Below are 20,159 nucleotides of genomic sequence, written 5' to 3'. Positions count from 1 at the left end.
TATTCAGGAAACAGCCCGGACGAACGCGCTCCTCGACGGCCGGCGAGGCCGGGTCACCCGCTGTGACCTCAACCACGGCKACCCAACGACCGGAACACGCCGCGACAGTCGATTGCTCGACCAGAGGGAAGCCCGGCCGGACATTACGCGGAGCATCAGATCCGCGCCGCTCGCGGCAGGCCGCGATCGGGACAAGTGACCGTATTAGGCCGCTAAGCGACAATGATTCGCGCGGCAACCGGCTCTTGTTCCCCGAATTTCGCGATAATTACCGTGACGCTGGTCACAACTAGTTTTTGATGAACACGCTGCCACAAGGCTTTGCACGCTGCGTGATGGACCTGCCGGACATCTGCCCAGTTCGCCGGCTTGTGACTACACCAGGTAGCTAGTTACGGTTGCTCCGCTCCCTGCAAGCATCGCTGCAAGCACCGGTCCGGACGCCGAGTTCTGCCCCCGGCCCAGTGCCCCCTCCGAGAGATCGCCAGGGCAGAAATGGGGGAACCACGTTCCTCCGGGCGGCGCCACGCGGCGCCGCCCTTGGGGTTAAGTCGGCCATTCAAAGGCGTTTATTCGACGCGCCCGAAAATAGCCGGCCGGGCTTCCCGGCCCGAACCCGACAGCTAACCTCACAGGCGTGCGGGAAAGATATCGCAATAATGCTCAAGGGTCGTCACCGCAGGAATAATGTTGTCCGCCGCCGCGGCTCCGCCGTTGTCGCCGCCGGTGTCATGAGCGCCACCGCCGGCGCCGCCATCCTCGCCGGCGCCACTTCGGCCAGCGCCGCCTCCACCATCCCGGATTCCCAGATCGCCGCCTACGCGCATTCCGCGGGCCTCGACAACTGCCGCGTCGGCCTCGCCACCTGGGTCGCGATCGCGCTCGCCGAGTCCAGCGGCAACACCTACGCGCACGCCACCGTCGGCGAGGACTCCCGCGGCCTGTGGCAGATCAACATGCGCGCGCACGCCGGCTGGGTCGGCAGCCGTGACCTCTACGACCCGGCGACCAACGCCTGGGCCGCCGCCCAGGTCTGCAAGGGCTCCGGCCCGAGCGCCTGGACCACGTACACCACCGGTGCCTACCGCAGCTACCTGGCGCGCGGCAACGCCGCCGCGAACGCGGTCGGCAGCGCCACGGTCTACGCCGCCCCGGTCGCCCTGGCCAAGGCCCCGGCGGCACCGGCGGCCCCGGCGATCCCGGCGAACGCCTGGTACCTGTCGCAGGCGGCGAACCACGCCACCTACCTGGACGCGACCCACCAGTTGCAGCAGAAGCTCGCGAGCCTCGGCTACACGATCGGTGTCGACGGCTACTTCGGCCCGCAGACCAACGGTGTCGTGCGCGCCTACCAGGCCTCCCATGGCCTGCTGGTCGACGGGATCGTCGGCCCGCAGACCCACAAGGCCCTGTTCGGCTAGTCAGGGCCCATTCGGCCAGCACCGCCTCCGGCCATCGTCGGACGGCCGGACTCCCGCCGGCGGGTGAGCAACGCGGCCTGCCCGCCGGCGCTCAGGCCTTCCGAGGCCGAGGCCCGCTCACACTGAGACCTGCTGACACAGAGGTTCTCCGGCGCTCAAACCCTCCCGCGCCTCTTCCCCCCACCGGGCGCGGGAGCCCCGGAACCGCCCTGGTCTTTCCCTCCTGTCGAGGTCAGGGCGGTTCCGCCTTTCGGCTCCCGGCCGCCCCGGCCCACGATCAGGTCGCCCGGCCGCCGCCGTTCCGCGTCATGGCCACCGTCCCGTCCGGGTCACTTCCCGCGAACGACTCATAGTGCAGGGTCAGCCGCCCCGACCCCTGGAGCGTCAGGGTGATGTCCTCGTCGGTGCAGACCGTGTCACCCGGCTCCGCCGCCTCGTGCACACGGATCGACGAGCCGTCGCCGACCTCGAGCAGCGTCACCGTCTCGGTGCAGGCGCCCAGGTACGTCGTCGCACCGACGACGGCACCGACCTTGCCGTCCTTGAGCTCCAGGGACATCTCGGCGCCGCCGTGCGTGCCGTACCAGGTTCCGCGGAAGGCGCTCGGCACCGTGGCGCCGCCCGAGCCGCCGTCATGGCTGACCAGCCGCAGCACRCCGAGGACGACGCCCGCGACGACGACGAGCCCACCGACGACCAGCACGGGCAGCAGCCACGGCCGTCTGGGGGACGACGACGGCTGGCGACCGGCCGCCTGGTACCAGGGATTCTGGCCAGCTGGCGGGACCTGCCCCTCCGGGGGAGCCCACTGGTATCCGGGCGCCGGCTGGTACTGCGACGGGTAGGGCTGCTGGTTCTGCTGCCCGTACGGAGGCTGATACGGCTGCTGATACGGCTGGTTCTGGCCCGCCTGCGGGTAGCCCTGGTACCAGCCCGTCGGCTGATATTGGCCCGAGTACTCCCCGGAGGGCTCCCCTGCACCCATGCGGCCCAGTCTGCCCCGGCCGCCGCCAGGCGGTTCGACCGGATCACGAAATTGTCCCCGGTATGGCCGAGCATTGGGACCATCGGCCGGCACCAGAAGCCTCGCTCGGCGCCACGGCGACAGCGGTCCGCCCGCGTCGTCGCCTATTCATGATCGCCGCGAACGTGTTGTCGCGGTCGCGATCTGACTCGGTTCACGACCGCGACGACACGGTGGTCGTGATCTACCAGCCCTGTGCTGGCGGGCGAACGTTGGCGGGGCGCGCTAACGCGGGCCACCGGCGATGGGCAGGGTGATGTGCCGGCTGCCGGCATGGGCCGCCCACGTGGCGAGGGCGGTGGCGGTGAGTGCCGCGAGCAGGCCGAGCGTGAGGGACGGCTGGGGCAGGCGATCCAGGCCAAGGCGGCCGGCGAACGGCAGGCCGGTGACCTCGGGGCGGAGCAGGAGTTCCGCGGCGACCGCCGGAATCAGGGCTGGAACGACCAGCGGCGCGAACCCATCCCGCCCGAGGACTCCGCGCGCGACGCCGATCAGCCATCCAGAGGCGAAGTAGCAGGCGAACAGCGCCGCGTAGGCGACGCCCACCCGGACATACCCGCCGTCTGAGAGCCGCCGACCGTCGGACAGCTCATGACGCCAGCCCAGCGCGTCGAAGGCGAGCCGCTCCACGCCATAGCCAAGCGCGACGAACAGGCCACCGGCCACCGCGACGACGACAAGGGTCACGGTAGCCGCCGTGGCGACCCGAGCGCGGGTGACGCCGTTGCCGACCAGCATCGGCGCGAAGGTCGACGTCATCGACAGACCGGCGGCGAACGGTATGAACCGCTGCCAGCCCGAGAACCCGTGCTGCCAAAGGCTGTGGTCGGACGAGCCGGCCGCGGCGACGACGCCTAGCACGATGCCGAAACCGGCCGCGACGACCAGCCAGAGCAGGCCGATCCAGATCATGGTGCCGGCCGTGGTGATGGCGGCGACGTTCACCAGCGACGGCGGCCCCTCTCGGCCCGCGGCCGAAGCCGACGTCGCCGCGATCGCCGCGGGCGCCGCGATCGCCGCGGGCGCCGCGGGCGCCGGGACGGCCAGGGGGCGGTCGGTGCGTTCGGTCTCGGTGCGTTCGGTCTCGGTGCGTTCGGTCTCGACGGGTTCCGTCATGGTGTGCGCTCCCGGTGCTCGCCGGACCGGAGTCGGTCATCGGTAAGACAGGTGACGAGCCTGCGCAGCCCCACGGGGCTCACGCTGATCCCGGCGCGGTCCGCCGCGCCCAGGGCGTCGGGTGGCACCGGGCCGGCGAGCACGACCGACCGGAGCCGGCCCAGCCGCCGGTCGGCCACCACGGCCACGGCCTGACCGCTCACGGCCGCGCCGACCAGGGCATCGCCGACCGCGCCGCCGTCGACCGCGGCGCCGCCTGACAGGACGTGGTCGCCAGAGAGGGAGTGGACGAGGGCGGCGACGGCATCCGCCTCACCGGTCAGCTCCCGGCCGAGCCCGCGTAGCTCGGCGGCCCGCGCCGTGGCCAGCACTCGCCCGCGGCCGAGGAGAACGACGTCGTCGAGCAGGCCGCCGGCGGTGTCGTCCAGGCCGTCGGCGTCCTCGTCGCCGCCCTCGCCCACGGTGGCACCGGCAAGGATGATCGTCCGTGGATGGGCGGCCTGCTCCGCGCGCAGCTCCCGCTGAAAGGTCGCCTGATGCGCGGGTTCCAGGTCCAGGTGCGCCTCGTCGAGCATCGTCAGCGGCGCCCTGGTGGCCAGCGCGATCGTCACCGCGAGCGCCGCTCGCCGGCCCCTGGCCAGCTGGCCGACCTTCGCACCGGCGGCCACCTCGAACCGGTCGAGCAGCGTGTCCGCGAAGGCCTGGTCCCAGCGGGGACGCAGCAGGGCGACGATCTCCAGCACCTCGCGGACCGTCGTCGACTCGTCGACCCCGATCCCGCCCCGCCCGTCGACCAGGCAGATCCCACTCATCAGCCGCGCGTTCTCGAAGGGATCGTCACCGTCGACGCGCACCGTTCCGGCGGACGGGCGCCGGTAGGCGGCCAGGCAGCCGAGCAGCGTCGACTTCCCGGCCCCTTCCCGGCCGAAGAGGCCGCACACGCGGCCCGGCTCCACGGCGAACGAGACGTCCGCCAGCGCCGGCGGCGCCGAGCCGCCAACCCGACAGCGCACCGTGAGCCGCTGAACGTCAACTCGATAACTCATGCCGCCAGGCTGTGCCAGCCACCCGGCCACCGCCTGCGGCCGTTGGGCTATGGCTCGACGACCTCGGTCGATTGCCTGAAGGCCGGCCTCCTGGGCACCGCTACCCGGCGTCGAAATGGGCGTCATGGACGAGCAAAGCGATCTGCACGCGATTGTCGAGGCCGAGACGTACGAACAGCTTCGAGACATAGGACTTGACGGTCGCGACGCTCATATAAAGCTCGGCGGCGATCTGGGCGTTGGACAGCCCGCGTCCGACCGCGAGCGCCACCTCGCGTTCCCGCTCGCTGAGCTGGTCGAGCAGGGCGTGAGCCCGCCTGACCTCCGCCGACGCGGCCGGCGCGGCCTGGTCGGACGGGGTGAAGACCGGCAGCGACGCGTTGGCGGAGTCGATGGCCGCCGAGGACGAGGCGGCGTGTGCCATGAGGCGTCGGAGCACCGCGGGCGACAGGATCGGGTCTCCGGCCGCGACCCGCCGGATGGCACGGATGATCTCGGCCGGCGGGGTGTCCTTGAGCAGGAATCCGCTCGCCCCGGCCCGCAGCGCCCGCAGCACATGCTCGTCCGTGTCGAACGTGGTCAGGACGAGGACCTCGGGCGGGTTCGCCCGGGCGCGCAGCGCCTCCGTCGCGGCCAGGCCGTCGACCCTCGGCATCCGGATGTCCATGAGCACCACGTCCGGGCCGTGCGCCTCGACCGCGGCCGGCACCTCGTCGCCGTCGCCCGCCTCGCCGACGAGCACCACTCCGTCCCCGCCGCCGAACACCATGGCCAGCGCCGTCCGTACCAGCGGGTCGTCGTCGACGACCAGTACCCGCACGGGTGCGGTCGGTCCGCCGGTCGCGCCCGGCGGAGCGGCCTGCCGCGGGTCGGTCATCCGCCGCTCCCACCAGGTTCGCGCGCCGAACGGGTTCCGGTGGTGATTCCGGTGTTCTCGACCGGCGTCCATGACAGCCAGGCGCACAAACGGAACTCACCATCCGCGGTCACTTCGTACCGAAGCGCTCCGCCGGCCAGCGCCGCCCGCTCAGCCAGCCCGACCAGCCCCGTTCCGCCGGTTGGTTCGGACCGCCCGGCCATCTCGGGGTCTCCGGACGGGCCGGTCTGGTTGCGGACCTCGATGCGCAGCCCCTCGGCGACCGAGCCGTCGACCATCAGCGTGACCGGCCACCCCGGCGCGTGCTTGCGGACGTTGGTCAGCGCCTCCTGGACGATCCGGTACGCGCCGCGGGCTGCCACCGGCCATATGGTGTGCGGCTCGACCACGCGGTAGTAGGCCCGGACGGCGGTACCCGCGCGACGGGACTCGCCGACGAGGGACGCCAGGTCCGCGAGACCAGGCGTCCGCGGAACCGACGCGTACTCGTCGACCGGCCCGGTGCCCTCGCCGTCGACCCGCTCGACCTGGACGGCCTGGTCGGCCTTGAAGACCTGGTCGACCTGGTCGGCATGGACGACCTGGTCGTCCGCGTGCGGGGGCACGGACTCAGGCGGTGGCCCAGGCTCAGGTACGAGCTGAGGCACGGACTCAGGCACGGACTCAGGCACGGCGTCGTCCTGCCGGAGGAGGCCGATCACCTCGCGCAGCTCGGCGAGGGCCTGCCGGGCACTGGTACGGACCGCGCCGGCGGCGTGGGCGAGCTGCTCGGGTGGCGCGTTCGGCCGGAACTCGAGCGCGCCCGCGTGCATGGTCAGCAACGACAACCGGTGGCCGAGGACGTCGTGCATCTCCCGCGCGATGCGGAGCCGCTCCAGCCGGCGGGCGTCGGCCACCTGCCGATGGCGCTCGGCATCGGCCAGCGCCGCCCGCTCCCGCCAGGAGATCACAAGCTGCCGGCGGGCGTGGATGAACATCCCCCAGCCCGTCACCCCGACCGTGAGTCCCAGGGTGAGCACCACCGAGCCCGCGTACGACAGCTCCGGATCCGGCCAGACCAGTGGGTAGAGGAAGCCAGGCAACCAGAAGACTCCTGCCACCGCGGCGGCAACGGGCGGGCGCCGGTGCACGGCGACGCTGAACATCAGGATCAGCAGGCCGAAGGAGCCCGACGCGGAGAACACCCCCAGAGGGGTGAGCACGAGGGTGAGCGTCACCGGCCAGCGTCGTCGCCACCACAGCGCCGCGCAGGTCACCAGCCCCGCCGCCAGGTCGGCGACGCGCAGAGCCGGCGACACGTCGGGCGCCTGCTCGACGAGCGGCACCCAGACCGCGAGTCCGCCCCAGACCGCGGCCACGAAAAGGACCACGTCCACGGCCCAGTCCCGTGCCGACCGGGGTGCCGACTGGGGTGCCGACCGGCCGCCGTCGCCGTCGGCCGGGATCTCCTGGGTGAGCAGGGCCGGCAACAGCCAGCGGTACTCCATACGGCGCACACCGACGCGCCCGCCGGTGCCGACCGCGCCCATGTGCGGCAGCGTACGGGGTCGACACGTCGTCCGAAACCGCCCGAAGAGCGCTACCAAAGTCGATGCCCGGCCAGCACGGGCGGCCCGAGGTCGCACCGCGGACCGAACCACGACCGGACCGCGGATCGGCCGCGGATCGGCCGCGGATCGGCCGCGGATCGGCCGCGGATCGGCCGCGGACAGCGCGCGGGCCAGCCGAGTACGGACCGCTCGGGCGTCCGCCGACGGGGCTGTCGGGGCGTCCGCGGACCGGGCGCTCAGAGCTGGTCGACGGCGGTGATGGTCAGGGCGGCGGCGCCCAGCTCGTCGGAGGCGGCGAGGTCGACCTCGGCGCTGATGCCCCAGTCGTGGTCGCCGGCCGGATCGTCGAAGATCTGGCGCAGCAGCCACTTCCCGCGTTCGGTGGCCGTGTCGACGATGAGCATCTTCGGGCCGCGGGCGTCGGCGCCGGTGCCGATCTCGCGGTGCTCCTCGAAATACGGCTCGAGCGCGTCCTCCCAGGCCTCGGCGTTCCAGCCGGACTCGGCGTCCAGCTCGCCGAGGTCGTGGTAACGGCGCAGCGCCGCCAGCTCCACCCGGCGGAACAGCGCGTTGCGGACGAGGACACGGAAGGCGCGGACGTTCTTCGTGACGGCCGGAGGCTTGTCGTTGAGACGGTCGCCGTGCTCGATCGCCGCGGCGGCGGCGAGGTCGCCCTCGGTCGGGTTGCGCAGCCGTTCCCACTCGTCGAGCAGGCTGGAGTCGACCTGGCGGACCAGCTCGCCGAGCCATTCGATGAGGTCGGTGAGCTCCTCGGTGCGCGCCGCGTCCGGAACCGTGTGGCGCACCGCCTTGTAGGCGTCGGCGAGATAGCGCAGCAGCAGGCCCTCGGAGCGGGCCAGGCCGTAGAACTGGATGTACTCGGCGAACGTCATCGCCCGCTCGTACATGTCGCGCACGACCGTCTTCGGCGAGAGCTCGTAGTCGTCGACCCAGGGGTGGCCGCGGCGGTAGATCTCCAACGCGGCCGTGAGCATCTCGTCGAGCGGCTTCGGATAGGTGACCTCCTGCAGAGCCTCCATCCGGTCGTCGTATTCCATGCCCTCGGCCTTCATCGCCGCGACGGCCTCGCCCCGCGCCTTGAACTGCTGCGCGGAGAGCACCTGGCGCGGGTTGTCGAGGGTCGACTCGATGACGGACAGCGCGTCGAGCGGATAGTCGGGCGCCTCCTTGTCGAGCAGCTCGAGGGCGCCGAGCGCGAACGGCGAGAGCGGCTGGTTGAGCGCGAAATCGAACTGCAGGTCGACGGTGAGCCGGATCGTGCGGCCCTCCGCGTCCGGCTCGTCGAGCTTCTCGACGACGCCGGCGGCGAGCAGCGCCCGGTAGATCGCGATCGCCCGGCGGATGTGCTTTCGCTGGGTGGCGGAGTCCTCGTCGTTGTCGGTGAGCAGGTGGCGCATCGCGGTGAACGCGTCACCGGGCCGGGAGATGACGTTCAGCAGCATCGAGTGGGTGACCCGGAAATGCGAGGTCAGCGGCTCCGGCTCGGCGGCGACGAGTCGCTCGTAGGTCGGCTGGCCCCAGCCGGCCTGGCCCTCCGGAGGCTTGCGGCGGACGACCTTGCGGCGCTTCTTCGGGTCGTCGCCGGCCTTCGCCAGTGCCTTCTCGTTCTCGATGACGTGCTCGGGCGCCTGCACGACGACGTAACCGGCGGTGTCGTAGCCGGCCCGGCCGGCGCGGCCGGCGATCTGGTGGAACTCGCGGGCGGTCAGGATCCGGTTCCTCGTCCCGTCGTACTTCGAGAGCGAGGTGAACATGACCGAGCGGATCGGGACGTTGATGCCGACGCCGAGGGTGTCCGTCCCACAGATGACCTTCAACAGGCCGGCCTGGGCGAGGATCTCCACCAGCCGGCGGTACTTCGGCAGCATCCCGGCGTGGTGCACGCCGATCCCGTGGCGCACGAGGCGGGACAGCGTCTTGCCGAATCCGGACGTGAACCGGAAGCCCCCGATCGCCGTCGCGATCTGTTCCTTCTCGGCCTTCGTCGCGACGTTGATGCTGGTCAGCGCCTGGGCGCGTTCCAGCGCCGACGCCTGGGTGAAGTGGACAATATAGACGGGAGCCTGATGGGTGGAGAGGAGCTCCTCGATCGTCTCCTGCAGCGGCGTCACGACGTACGTGAAGTACAGCGGGACGGGCCGGTCCACGGAACGGACGACGGCCGTCGGGCGCTCGGTGCGCCGGGTCAGATCCTCCTCGAACCGCCTGACGTCGCCCAGCGTCGCCGACATGAGGATGAACTGCGCCTGCGGCAGCTCGATCAGCGGAACCTGCCAGGCCCAGCCGCGGTCCGGGTCGGCGTAGAAGTGGAACTCGTCCATCACGACCTGGCCGACGTCCGCGGCCGAACCCTCGCGCAGCGCCAGGTTCGCCAGGATCTCCGCCGTGCAGCAGATGATCGGCGCCTTCTCGTTGACGCCCGCGTCACCGGTGATCATGCCGACGTTCTCGGCGCCGAAGATCTCGATCAACGCGAAGAACTTCTCGGAGACCAGCGCCTTGATGGGCGCGGTGTAGAAGGAGCGCCGCCCGGTCGCGAGCGCCGCGAAGTGCGCCCCCGCCGCCACCATGCTCTTCCCCGAGCCGGTCGGTGTGGAGAGGATGACGTGCGCGCCGGAGACGATCTCGATCAGCGCCTCCTGCTGATGCGGATAGAGGCTCAGGCCCTGTTCACCCGCCCATTCCTCGAAGGTCGCGTAGATCGCGTCCTCGGGGAGCGGGTCGGTGCGCGCGGCGGTCAGGCCGCCCGGCGGCAGGGCATCAACGAGATCGGTCGTCGCAAGCGTCATGGTGCTTCCGATCGTGCCTGACATTCCGGCCCTGTGCTGGACCGACCCTCTGTCGGCCCAACCCCTCTGTCAGCCCGGCCCTCTGCCGGGCCCGGCCCCTCGTCAGCCCGGCCCTCTGTCAGCCCGGCCCTCCGCCTGCGCGCCCGCTCTGCTGGTCCGACCTTCGGATGGCAGGCCCGTCCTCCGGCCGGGCGGCCAGTCGGCCGGGCGCCCCGTCGGCCGGCCGGCCGCGGTCGGCCGGTCGGGCTCAGAATCTAGCTGTGCGTGCCTGTTCGAGACCTCCGCGACCGCGGTCGACATGTGGGTGACGCTTTTCGCGGTGGCAGGAGGACTCGTCGCGTTCGCCGGTCTGGTGGTCGGTACCGCCGAGATCCCGCACTGGGTCGCCTCCCGCCATCGCTTCGGCGCGCAGGCACGGCGGGAAGGCGACGTCGGCAGCCCGGCGTCCAGTCCGGCAAGCGGCGCCAACCGCGAGGCTCTGCTCGTTCTGGGCTACCCGACGGCCCGCGACGGGCGTCCGCACCCGGTGCAGCGATGGCGAACCGAGATCGCGGTCCGCTCGATGAGCCAGCCGACCGCCAGCGATGGGGACGGCCTGCGCGAGCGAGTCAGCGACGCCGGGAGCGACGGCGACAGCGGTGCCAGTGGTGTCAGTGACGGCAGTGCCAGCGGTGCCGGTGACGGCAGTGCCAGCGGTGCCGGTGACGGCGGCAGCCTGCTCGTCTTCAGCGGCGCGGCGACGCGTGGCGCGTCCGAGGCGGAGTCTGAGGTGATGGCGCGCTATGCGCGCGAGGTGCTCGGCGTCCCGGCGGAACGGATCGTCGTGGAGACTCGGGCGCAAACCACGCGGCAAAACCTCGCGTTCGCCATGACCCATCTGGAATCCGCATCCACGATCAAGATCGTCTCCGACCCGCTACACGCGGCCCGAGCACGCCACTACTTCCGCCAACTCCGCCCTGACCTGGCATCCCGTCTCATCCCCRCCGACGACTACCGCCCTCGGGAAAAGCTCCTCCTAAAACTCTCGACAGTCGCCTACGAAGYAACCCGCCCCGTCCTCCGCCACGTCATGCCACCCCTCCGAGCCTGGCACCGGGAGGGCATCCGGCGTCGAACCAAAATGGAGGAATAGCGGCATCGGGTAGGACACCGTCCGCATCGCTGTTTCCTGTTCGGGGCGCGCCTGACGCCTAGATGTCGGTTCGAGCGCTAGCCTGATCGGCTTACGGCGATCGAGGAGCGCAATGCGGACTGTTCTGGCGGCTACGCCACACAAGTCTCCTCCCATTCGAGAGACGGCGGTGGGCAGCGGCGCCGCGCCTGGCGGAACTGTCCACCGGTGTCACCGGTCAAAATACTCAAAGCGGAACATCGGCAAAATGGTCACCGCCGTTCCGGCCGCATTTCTGCTGATTACGCTCTCCGGCTGCCACGGCGACCCGGAGCAGGATTTCATCGTCGCCAAGACCGGCTCAGCCCAGCCGTCGCCCCCAAACACCGGGATCTCGGAGCAAGCCGAGCCGCTGGCCAAGGTGATGGCCGCACCGACGGCGACCCCACCACCGCCGGTCGCGCGGGCCGCCCCCGTCACGCCCGCGACGCCGCCGGCCGAACTGGCGCGATCGCCCCTGGCCGACGACGCCAACCCGACCGACACAGGTGCACCAGCGGACAAGATCGCGGCCATCGCGGCCGGGCCGTTGAGCGCGGCCCCTACCGCGGGTTCGGATCCCACTGCGGGTTCGAGCGTGACGCAGGACCAACCGGCACAGGATCCGGCGGCGCTCGCGTTGACCGCGCCGCCGCCGGCGACAACCACACCGCAACCCGCCGCACCCTCCCAGCCGGCGACCATCACGCCGGCCTCACCTCCGTCACCGGCCCCTCCGTCGTCGGCCCCTCCGTCGTCGGGCCCTCTTTCGCCAGGCCTTCTGTCGCCAGCGCCACCGTCGCAGGCACCTCCCGCGGCGGAACCGACGCCTAGCCCCACGCCGGTCCTGCAGCTGGTACCGGTGACTCCATCGACACCGACAACCACGCCAGCTCCAGCAACGACCAACACATTTCCTGCCCCGGAGACGACGACGGTTCCCGCACCCGAGTCAGCGCCGGAGCAGCCGGGTCCCGCGGAACCGTCTCCCATGCCGACGACCACATCCGCGCCGACACCTGGCTGCGATCCGTCGTATCCGGGGCAGTGCCTCCAGGACGRCATCGGCGACTGCGAGGGCGGCTCGGGCGACGGCCCGAACTACGCGCCCGGACCGGTCCGAGTCCTGGCGCCGGACCCCTTCAGGTTGGACACCGACGGCGACGGCATGGGCTGCGAGAGCTAACGCCGTGGCAGGCACGTTGGCCGCCGTGGCACGAGTGCTGAAGATCAGTCAGACGTGGTGAGCGGTGACGCGTGGCGTCTGACTGATCTTCAGCGTGCTGGTACAGGCGACGGGACGAACGTTCGCTGAAGCGGCACTTTCCGCCGTCTCACGGCGTCCGGCTTGGGCCAGTAGCCGGCAGCCGGCAGCCGGCAGCCGGAACTAATGATCTTTAATCGGTGGTGTCACTGCTGGTCAGGGTGAATTGAGGGTCAGGCCAGTAGCGGCCAGGCAGCCATCGAGGATGTGGGGACGGCGCTGGATGCTGGCCAGGCTGTCGTGGATGACCTGGGCAAGGTGATCGACGCCGGTGATGGCGAGGTTGGCCAGCGCGCCGCGTTTGACCAGGGACCACACCCCCTCGGTGRGGTTGAGCTCGGGGGCGTAGGTCGGCAGCCAGACGACCTCGACCCAGTCAGCGTGGGCCTGCAGGAAGGCGGTCATCGCGTTATGGCGGTGGATGTTGAGCCGGTCCCAGACCAGGACGAGCCGTCCACCGGGAAGCTGGTGGTGCGCGGCGACCAGCAGGTCACGGCAGTCGGTCCAGCCCAGGCCCCTGCGTCCGCCGCCGTGCTTTTACCGCCGACCACCTCTCCTTGTCGATGCGGGGTTGCCCGCCCCCCTATCTGACTCATCCCATGCTGACAGATAGGGCATACCGCCGCCCCCGACCCACGCCCACGACCACCCGTGCCCCGGCGTGGCTCGTCGTACCGGATACGGATGTTCCTCCCACGGGCCCGGCGGCCTGCTGCGGCAGCCATGGATCCTTCCCGGCGGGGCCGCTGGTCTGCGTGCTGTCGGGCTCCTGCCCGGTCGGTGGCGATCGTGCCGGGCCGGTCTTCTTCGTCTGCGTAGCCACCGGAATCGCAGCAGATCGCGTCGAGGCGGATTCCGCGCGGTCCTGGCTGCATTCTCTGGCTGGTCCGGCTGGCCCAGAGAACTGGAGGTCGCGGTGCGCCGCACGCTCCCCGTAGCGTCCCTGGTGATTTCGATGGTGGCTCTGCTCGCCGTCCTGTCGGGGACGGGCGTCGCGGCACCGGCACCGGTGCCCCTGGCCGCGCCGTCTTATCTGAATCCCCACCTGGTGGCCACCGAGCAGGTGTCCGGTAAGGTCCTCGATGTATCGGCGACACGGGTGCTGTACCTGGACTCGACGACCGCGCCGCCTACCCTCCGGATCAGGGAACGGGCCAGCGGCCAGGTCGTGCAGGTGCCGGGCGTCCCGGGCACGACTCCACAATACGGGCTGCTGACTCTCAACGGCGTCGCGTTCTACGCGTCGGCCGGGGACGTGACCTCGGCCCACCTCTATATCTGGACCGGCGGCACGGACGTCATCGACCTCGGTCAGCTCAACGCCAGATTCTACGTCGCAGGACAGTACGTCGCCTGGAGCAACGCCACCGTGCTGCGGCGCTACGATGTCGCCACCGGACAGACTGTGACTGTCTCGGAACAGGCCGGAAACACCGATAACGATGTCACCTCGGYCGGCGACGTCGTGTTCTGGGACTACGACTATCAGATCCAGCGCTATCACGACGGGCAACTGGAGCGCGTCTCGCAGGACAGTACGCTGTGGAACACCTATCCGGTCGCTGACGGGGTCGACGTCGTCTACCGGAAGGGTCCGCCTTGCTGTACGGCTGGAGGGCCCTGGTCCATTGTGCTGAACCACGGAGCGCAGGAGACGCAGCTCTCGGCTCTCGGCGGTCTRCCCGGCGTTACCCCAGAGAGCGGCCGTGAYTACGAAACGGCCGGTGGCTGGGCAGTCTTCCAGAAAAAGGATGCCGCGGRCAAGTTCCAGCTCTGGCGGCGCGCGCCTGACGGCACCACCGACCAGGTGACCACCGACTCGTCCCTCCAGGGGTTTGAATTCGGGATCGCGAACATCTCTCCGACCGGAGAGGTGATGTACTACCGCAACCACGACCTGTACCTGGCTGTACCGGGCAGTCCCAGCGTCCTGATAGCGTCCACGCCGGATCTTTGGACCTGGCGGGACGGGCAGTTCCGCAATTACCAGGACTTCGCGCTCTTCGTCGACGGCACCTGGACGATCGCCATCGGGGACACCGTGTATGAGCTCCGGCAGGGGCAGCCGGTGTCTCTGGCCCTCACCGTGACGGGCAACGGGACCATCAACGTCGACCCGTATGGAACCGCGTGCCGGTCCGCCTGCACCACGACCTACCAAGCCGGCACGCTACTGTCCCTCACGGCGACCGCCGATCTGCCGGGATGGCGCTTCGTCGGCTGGTCCGGTGCGTGCGTGGGCGCTGCGCAGACCTGTTCCCTGCGTCTCGACGCATCGACGACGGTCGGCGTCGTCTTCGAGCAGGCGGACACCACCACTCCGATCGTCAGCGCACCGGTCGTCTCGATGAGACCCGGCGACCGGCTGTCGGCCGGCGATCCGCCGACGATTCCGCTGCGGATCACCTGGAAGGCACACGACCCCGATGGCACGGCCATCGTCGAGGAGCTCCAGGTTTCGGTGAACGGCGGCGGCTACGCGCCCGTGTCGGTGCGGACCAAGGCCCACGGGATGGCGTGGATCCCGGTGGTGCCCGGCGCCCGCTACCGGCTCCGGGTCCGCGCCACGGACACCAGCGGGAACACCAGTGCCTGGGCCGAGGGCGACACCTTCACAGTCCGCGGCATTGACGAGACGGCGTTCACGTTCACGGGCGACTGGAAGCAACAACGGGTCCCGGGGTCCTGGGGCGGCACGGTCCGGTCCACGAAAAGCGCGACGGCAGTCGCCACAGTGACCGCCGTCGGCCACAGATTCGCGCTCGTGGGACCGCTCGGRTGGCAGGAAGGCCGCGCCCGGATCTACGTCGACGGCGCMCTGGCGGCCACGACGAGGCCATCTGCCTTGGTCCGGTTGCAGCGCGGGATCGTGGCCGTTGTTGACCTCTCTCCCGGCGAGCATACGATCAAGATTGTTCGGGATCCGTCGTCCCTCGGACCGACGGTCGTCGACGCGGCCATCATCCTGGAGTGAGCGCGAAGCCTGCGGGCTGCACTGGCCCGATGTCGACCTCGACGGCAAAAGATCCTCATCCAGTGGCAGCTCGTCGTCGTCGGCTGGGATGTACAGCTCACCCAGCCCAAGACCGACGCCGGCATACGCGAACTCGTCCTAATGTTAGGCGAGCGGGCCCCATCGCCCGGATCGGTGATCTCGTGATCAGCCGTGCCCGGCACCCGCCGCGCGATCGGCGCATGCCGGGCACGGCTGATCACGAAAGTTCCCGATGAGCCCTGAACGACGTTGGGTCGGGACCTGGAATTCGGGCAGGTGACGCAGGTGGCGCGGGTCGACGCCGTCCATGCGGTGCCGACCCACGGATAACGTCGGGTATGCGCCTGCGACCGATGATGATCGTGTTGGTGGGAGTTGACGGGTCGGGGAAGTCGACCGCGGCGAAACGGCTCGCTGGGGAGCTCACAGCGTCGGGAACGCCCGCACGGTACTTCGAGAACGGCGGCGGACGGCCGTTGATCGATCCTCTGGCCCGCCGTCTCGGGCGCCGGGACGGGCGGCACCTACTCGGCCGGCATGGATACCTGGCGRTTGAGGCGTCCATCCGCTGGGTCGCGATCGCCCGAGCAATCACGATCTCGACCCTGACTCGCCGCGTCGCCGTCATGGACCGCTACTCCTCCTGCCAGTTCGCCATCATGCGCGCCCGCGGCGACAGCACGTCCGGCGAAGGCCATGAGGCCGGCGAAGGCCATGAGGCCGGCGGCCGCGCGGAACGGCTGGTGCGCGCGCTCTACTCCGCCTTCCCACGTGCGGACGCCACCTTCTATATGGCGATCCAGGCGGACGAGGCCGCCCGTCGCGTCAGGACCCGCGGTCGCGACCTCGAGGACCCTGCCTACCTGGCCGCCTTCGACGCCGCCTACCGCTCCCTCCCCGAGTTCCCCACCTTCATCGAGATCGACGCCTCCCCCGCCATGGACCCGGTCGCCGCCGCCCTCCGAGATCACCTCTCAGCCCTCCGGTGATCGCCAGATCTGTACGGAAATCCGAACCGCGCACCCCGCCCAACTCGGATCCCAGTACACAACCGACGATCACACCCACGCATCGCCCGTTGATCGGCAGCGTCGCGCGAGATCCGGACGCCGGCCTCAGCTGGGCCTCCGATCCGGGTCGCACGAGATGCGGGCGCCGGCCTCAGCCGGGCCTCCGATCCGGTGGGTGCGAACCTGCGGTTCCGGCCGGTCTGCGCGTGACCCCTGATGTGGAGCACGGCAGAGCCGCTGGATATCCACAGGTCTTGCCTTGTCCACAGTTGGCGCCCCGGCCTGGCGTGACGAGGTGGCTAGACGGATCCTGCCGCTCGTGGCGACGGTCAGTCGGCGGATGCGAGCCGAATACCCGGGGCTGGCGGCGGCTCTGTACGTCGCCCGTCGCCAGCAAGGGATGATCAGCGCAGCTCAAGCTCACGACGCCGGGCTGACTCGCGGACAGATCGAGCAGCTGATACGAACCAACGCCTGGACGCGGCCCTTCACCGGCACCTACCTCATATCCGACGTACCCGGCATATCTGGTGTATCTGGCGCGGATCCGCTGCTCGGGCGCCTGCGCCGCGCTGCATCGTCGTCCTGACGCCATCGTGTGTGGCTTGAGCGCCGCACGGCTGTACGGACTCGGCGCGCTCCCTCGGTACACGCCAGCCGAGCCTGTTCATCTGCTGGTCTCGCCCACCAGTTCCCGCTCTCGGTCGGCTGGGCTGGTCCTGCACGCCGGAACGGTTCCTGACGACGAGGTTCGGCCCGTTCGCGGTCTACCGACAACGAACCTCTCCCGGACTCTCGCCGACCTGGTTCTTGCCTGGGAACGGCCGGAAGCGGTCGCGCTGCTGGACGCCGCGCTGCATACCCGCCGGCTGCTCGCTCTGGACGGCATACGGACTGAATTCTTCGGCCGACGCGGCGCGGCCAGCCGCTATCGCTGGCTTCGCGAGGTCGACGGGCGTGCCGAGTCGGCGCTGGAGTCGCGGGTGCGGCTCGTTCTCAGCGATGCCGGGTTACCTCCGGAGGAGCTGCAGTATCCGATCCGGGACGGGTTCGGGACACTCGTCGCGCGCGTCGATATGGCCTGGGTATCGCGGCAGGTCTGTCTGGAGGCCGACGGCGCCGCCTTTCACGGCGCTCCGATTCTCGACCCCAAACCCCTGTACTACGACCGCGAACGGCAGAACCAGCTGCAAGCGCTGCGCTGGCGTACGGTCCGCGTCACGTGGAAGGACGTGCTCACCCGCCCCGCCTACATCGTCAAGGCAGTCGCCAACACCCTCGGCCGAGCATGATCGTCAGATCTGTACCGAGATCCGAACGACGCACCGCTCCCAGCTCGGATTCCTCTACAGAACTGACGATCAGGCCAGGGTGGAGGGAGCTGAGCGCGTCCGTCGCCCTCTCGCCGTCGACCAGATACCAGGTCCCGCGGTCGAGTCTCTTCTGGCTGGCCGCTGGCCGCTGGCCGGCGTCTGGAGGCCTGCCGGTCCACCGAAACCGGCCGGTCCACCCGGGGGTGCGGGATCGCCGGACCCGCGGCACCACTCGGGACCCGCTGGCTCACCTGAGGAACTGCCGCCAGGCTGGGGCGCCCGCCCCTCCCGGATGGGCTGACGTGGCTGGGCGGACGGTCGGCGGTGGTGGGTGGTCACTGTCCGAGTTGAATCCGATTACTTGGGCGCACCTGTGGTGCCGTGCCCGTATCGGGGTATGCGACAGTCTGTCGGAACTTGGCCAGGCGGTGGACACCACAACTCCACGAACGGGATCGTTCGTTCCTGTGGCCATACCCCTCCGGAAGGCCGCGGCCGCACCAACGCGGACGTCTTCCGCGGGTTCGCGCCGGGCGGCGAGGATGACAGCGAGGGGTGGCGCATGGGGGCGACGATCATCCGCCACGGCCTGTGGGGCGGGCCGGGTGAGGAGGCCACCGCCTGTTACCTGCGCGACCACCTGGATGAGCAGTGGACGGTCGTCTGCGGCCGGCAGTTGGTACACAGCTCGGGAACGCGTGACACCGACTTCATCGCCATCGGGCCGCACAGCGTCACCGTGATAGAGGAAAAGTCCTGGCACGGCGACCTCATCGGCAACGATGTCTTTTGGTACGACCGCGTGACCCGCGAGGAGCGCGGTAACCCGATCAACCAGGCTGTGGGYGCCGCCCGCATCCTGGCCGGCAGCCTGACGCAGCACAATCGGGCCTTGCGCAGCGCGCTCAAGCAGACGGTTCCGCTGGGCGAGGCCCCGCTTCACCTGGTCTACGCCCTAGTCGTGCTCTCCTCGCCCGATGTCCGGCTCCACGTCGACGACCCGCGCGTCGAGCGCCATGTCGTCCACCTCGCCGGCTGCGAGCAGGCCCTCTACGAGATCGACGACTTCGTCGCTCGCCACTTCAACTTCGCGCCGTTCCGMAAGCGTGTCGAGGACCTGGTCACCGGGCTGTCCAGACGCCCGGCGACCCCGAAGAAGCTCGGACCCTACGAGATCGTGACCGGGCTGGACCCGACCCCGCGCGGGCGCCGCTACGTCGGCCGGCATTACGACGGCTCGATAAGGGTGCTGCTCGCCCTTGAGCGCCAGGGTCTCACCGAGGACGAGCTCCGGAAGAAYGACAACCCGCTGCTACGCGAGTACAACGCGATGCGGCGGTTGGCACCGCTGCGCAGGGTCTTCGCCGTCGACCCGTACTTCGGCGTCGACTACGAGCGGATGTGGGTCATACCGGTGCACCCACCCGAGCCGACCCTGCTCACGCTGGGGAACCTGATCCGGGCCGGCGTGAAGCCGGCGATCGAGACCTTCGTGGCTGTGGCCGCCGATTCCTACGCCGGGCTCGCCGACATCCACGCCGAGGGCATCACCCACCGCGCGTTGCACCCGAGCCGGGTGTGGATGGATCCGGAAACGAACCGGGTGACGTTCTCCGACTTCCTCATCGCGAAGATCGCCGATTCTGACGTCGGCACGGTGCACGACGCCGACGACGCCGATCACGAGGGCCAGGCCTTCCGCGCCCCCGAATGCCGCCAGACCGCGCACGCGGCCGGCAACCCATCGGACGTCTATTCACTAGCGCTGTGCCTGCTCTCCTGGTGGGAGTTATGCCAGTCCGACCCGCCAGCGGCCCCACGTGCGTCCGACTCGCTGCCAGCCGAGGTCCGCGACGCCCTGAACGCCGCTCTCGCCGGAAACCCCAACGACCGCGCCGAGGCCACGAGGATCGCCGATCTCCTCACCGCCCACCTCGCGTCGAGAACGCAGCCGGTGGCCCAGGTGTCCGAGGTCGCCCCCGAGCCGGCGTCTCTGCTCGAACCCCAGTCGCGGCTCACGACCATGCCCGAGCCAAGACTGGTCGCGGACGCACCGACAGACATGCACGGTCCACAACTCGACAGCGCGGAGAAAGCCGAGAAGGCCGAGAAGGCCGAGGCCGTACGCCGACTCGGCGACAGCGCCGCCACCACCACCCGTCAGGCCATCGACCGAGCCCTCGCCACGTACCAAACCCTCAAGACCACCAAGGCGCCCGCCCTCCTCACAAGACTCCGCCGCACCCCCGCCCACCTCGGCACCGCCAGCGACCCCGTCGACCGCCTACGCACCTACCTCCGAGACAAGCCACGACGCCAGCACTGATCGCGATCGCGAACTCCAAGCCGCAGCGTCGGCTGACGGATCGACAGTGCTGCGGTATATCTGGTAGATACGAGGTCAGATCATCTCCCTGCAACGAGGTGATCAAGAGCCGAGGCCGAGCGTGAGCCCGAGCATCTCGTCGGCGGTGGCCCGAGCGCACCTAGTACTACAGGAACAGTGATCGCCGAGTGGTCTCTCGCCAGGGAGGCGGTGTGGCGGGTGGTGTGAGGCGGCCACCGCGTGGTTCTCCGTGG

14 protein-coding genes and 1 riboswitch are annotated in these 20,159 nt (G+C 70.2%); of the genes, 6 read left to right on the top strand and 8 right to left on the bottom strand.

Features of this window, described 5'->3' with window-relative positions; genetic code table 11:
* The first annotated feature begins 472 nt into the window (after positions 1-472).
* Positions 473-653, top strand: a riboswitch (cyclic di-AMP (ydaO/yuaA leader).
* A gap of 6 nt (positions 654-659) precedes the next feature.
* Positions 660-1,421, top strand: coding sequence for a peptidoglycan-binding protein (locus BL253_RS26965; RefSeq protein ID WP_076820113.1), 762 nt, complete (start codon positions 660-662; stop codon positions 1,419-1,421).
* A 277-nt stretch (positions 1,422-1,698) separates the two neighbouring features.
* On the opposite strand, the gene BL253_RS41895 is transcribed toward BL253_RS26965, so the two are convergent.
* From BL253_RS41895 to BL253_RS26935, 6 genes are all read right to left on the bottom strand, one after another.
* The gene (locus BL253_RS41895; RefSeq protein ID WP_131831582.1) at positions 1,699-2,406 is read right to left on the bottom strand and encodes a hypothetical protein; all 708 of its coding nucleotides are present in this window, start codon (positions 2,404-2,406) and stop codon (positions 1,699-1,701) included.
* Between the two features lie 264 nt (positions 2,407-2,670).
* Complete coding sequence (locus tag BL253_RS26955; RefSeq protein WP_076820111.1) at positions 2,671-3,561, bottom strand: hypothetical protein; 891 nt, start codon at positions 3,559-3,561, stop codon at positions 2,671-2,673.
* The gene (locus BL253_RS41890; RefSeq protein ID WP_158230426.1) at positions 3,558-4,607 is read right to left on the bottom strand and encodes an ATP-binding cassette domain-containing protein; all 1,050 of its coding nucleotides are present in this window, start codon (positions 4,605-4,607) and stop codon (positions 3,558-3,560) included. The genes BL253_RS26955 and BL253_RS41890 overlap by 4 nt, the downstream gene beginning before the upstream one ends.
* A 100-nt stretch (positions 4,608-4,707) precedes the next feature.
* Positions 4,708-5,484: a response regulator transcription factor gene (locus BL253_RS26945; protein WP_076820109.1), complete on the bottom strand. Its 777-nt coding sequence runs from the start codon at positions 5,482-5,484 to the stop codon at positions 4,708-4,710.
* Positions 5,481-7,013: a sensor histidine kinase gene (locus BL253_RS26940; RefSeq protein ID WP_076820108.1), complete on the bottom strand. Its 1,533-nt coding sequence runs from the start codon at positions 7,011-7,013 to the stop codon at positions 5,481-5,483. The genes BL253_RS26945 and BL253_RS26940 overlap by 4 nt, the downstream gene beginning before the upstream one ends.
* 257 nt (positions 7,014-7,270) lie before the next feature.
* Entirely contained in the window at positions 7,271-9,844 is a 2,574-nt protein-coding gene (locus BL253_RS26935; protein WP_096336094.1) for a DEAD/DEAH box helicase, read from the bottom strand.
* Positions 9,845-10,148: 304 nt separating this feature from the next.
* Between BL253_RS26935 and BL253_RS26930 the strand changes: the two genes are divergently transcribed.
* Positions 10,149-10,979, top strand: a complete 831-nt coding sequence (locus BL253_RS26930; RefSeq protein ID WP_158230425.1) for a YdcF family protein — start codon at positions 10,149-10,151, stop codon at positions 10,977-10,979.
* Positions 10,980-11,189: 210 nt separating this feature from the next.
* Here BL253_RS26930 and BL253_RS26925 read toward each other — a convergent pair whose 3' ends face one another.
* Both BL253_RS26925 and BL253_RS26915 read right to left on the bottom strand, forming a co-directional pair.
* The gene (locus BL253_RS26925) at positions 11,190-11,705 is read right to left on the bottom strand and encodes a hypothetical protein (protein WP_076820106.1); all 516 of its coding nucleotides are present in this window, start codon (positions 11,703-11,705) and stop codon (positions 11,190-11,192) included.
* Positions 11,706-12,417: 712 nt separating this feature from the next.
* Positions 12,418-12,747 (bottom strand): transposase, encoded by a 330-nt coding sequence (locus BL253_RS26915; protein ID WP_274535252.1) that lies wholly within the window; start codon positions 12,745-12,747, stop codon positions 12,418-12,420.
* 430 nt (positions 12,748-13,177) lie between these two features.
* Here BL253_RS26915 and BL253_RS26910 point away from each other — a divergent pair, with 430 nt between their 5' ends.
* From BL253_RS26910 to BL253_RS26895, 4 genes are all read left to right on the top strand, one after another.
* Complete coding sequence (locus BL253_RS26910; RefSeq protein ID WP_131831580.1) at positions 13,178-15,235, top strand: InlB B-repeat-containing protein; 2,058 nt, start codon at positions 13,178-13,180, stop codon at positions 15,233-15,235.
* A 359-nt stretch (positions 15,236-15,594) separates the two neighbouring features.
* Positions 15,595-16,245, top strand: coding sequence for a nucleoside/nucleotide kinase family protein (locus BL253_RS26905; RefSeq protein WP_076820103.1), 651 nt, complete (start codon positions 15,595-15,597; stop codon positions 16,243-16,245).
* 626 nt (positions 16,246-16,871) lie between these two features.
* Complete coding sequence (locus tag BL253_RS26900; protein WP_241835185.1) at positions 16,872-17,558, top strand: endonuclease domain-containing protein; 687 nt, start codon at positions 16,872-16,874, stop codon at positions 17,556-17,558.
* A 583-nt stretch (positions 17,559-18,141) separates the two neighbouring features.
* A complete protein-coding gene (locus tag BL253_RS26895; RefSeq protein WP_076820102.1) occupies positions 18,142-19,905 on the top strand; it encodes an NERD domain-containing protein kinase family protein in 1,764 nt (587 codons plus the stop codon).
* Positions 19,906-20,159 lie beyond the last annotated feature (254 nt).

Origin of the sequence: Pseudofrankia asymbiotica (assembly GCF_001983105.1) — a bacterium.
Lineage (GTDB): Bacteria > Actinomycetota > Actinomycetes > Frankiales > Frankiaceae > Pseudofrankia > Pseudofrankia asymbiotica.
This window is presented reverse-complemented; position numbering and strand designations above follow the sequence as displayed.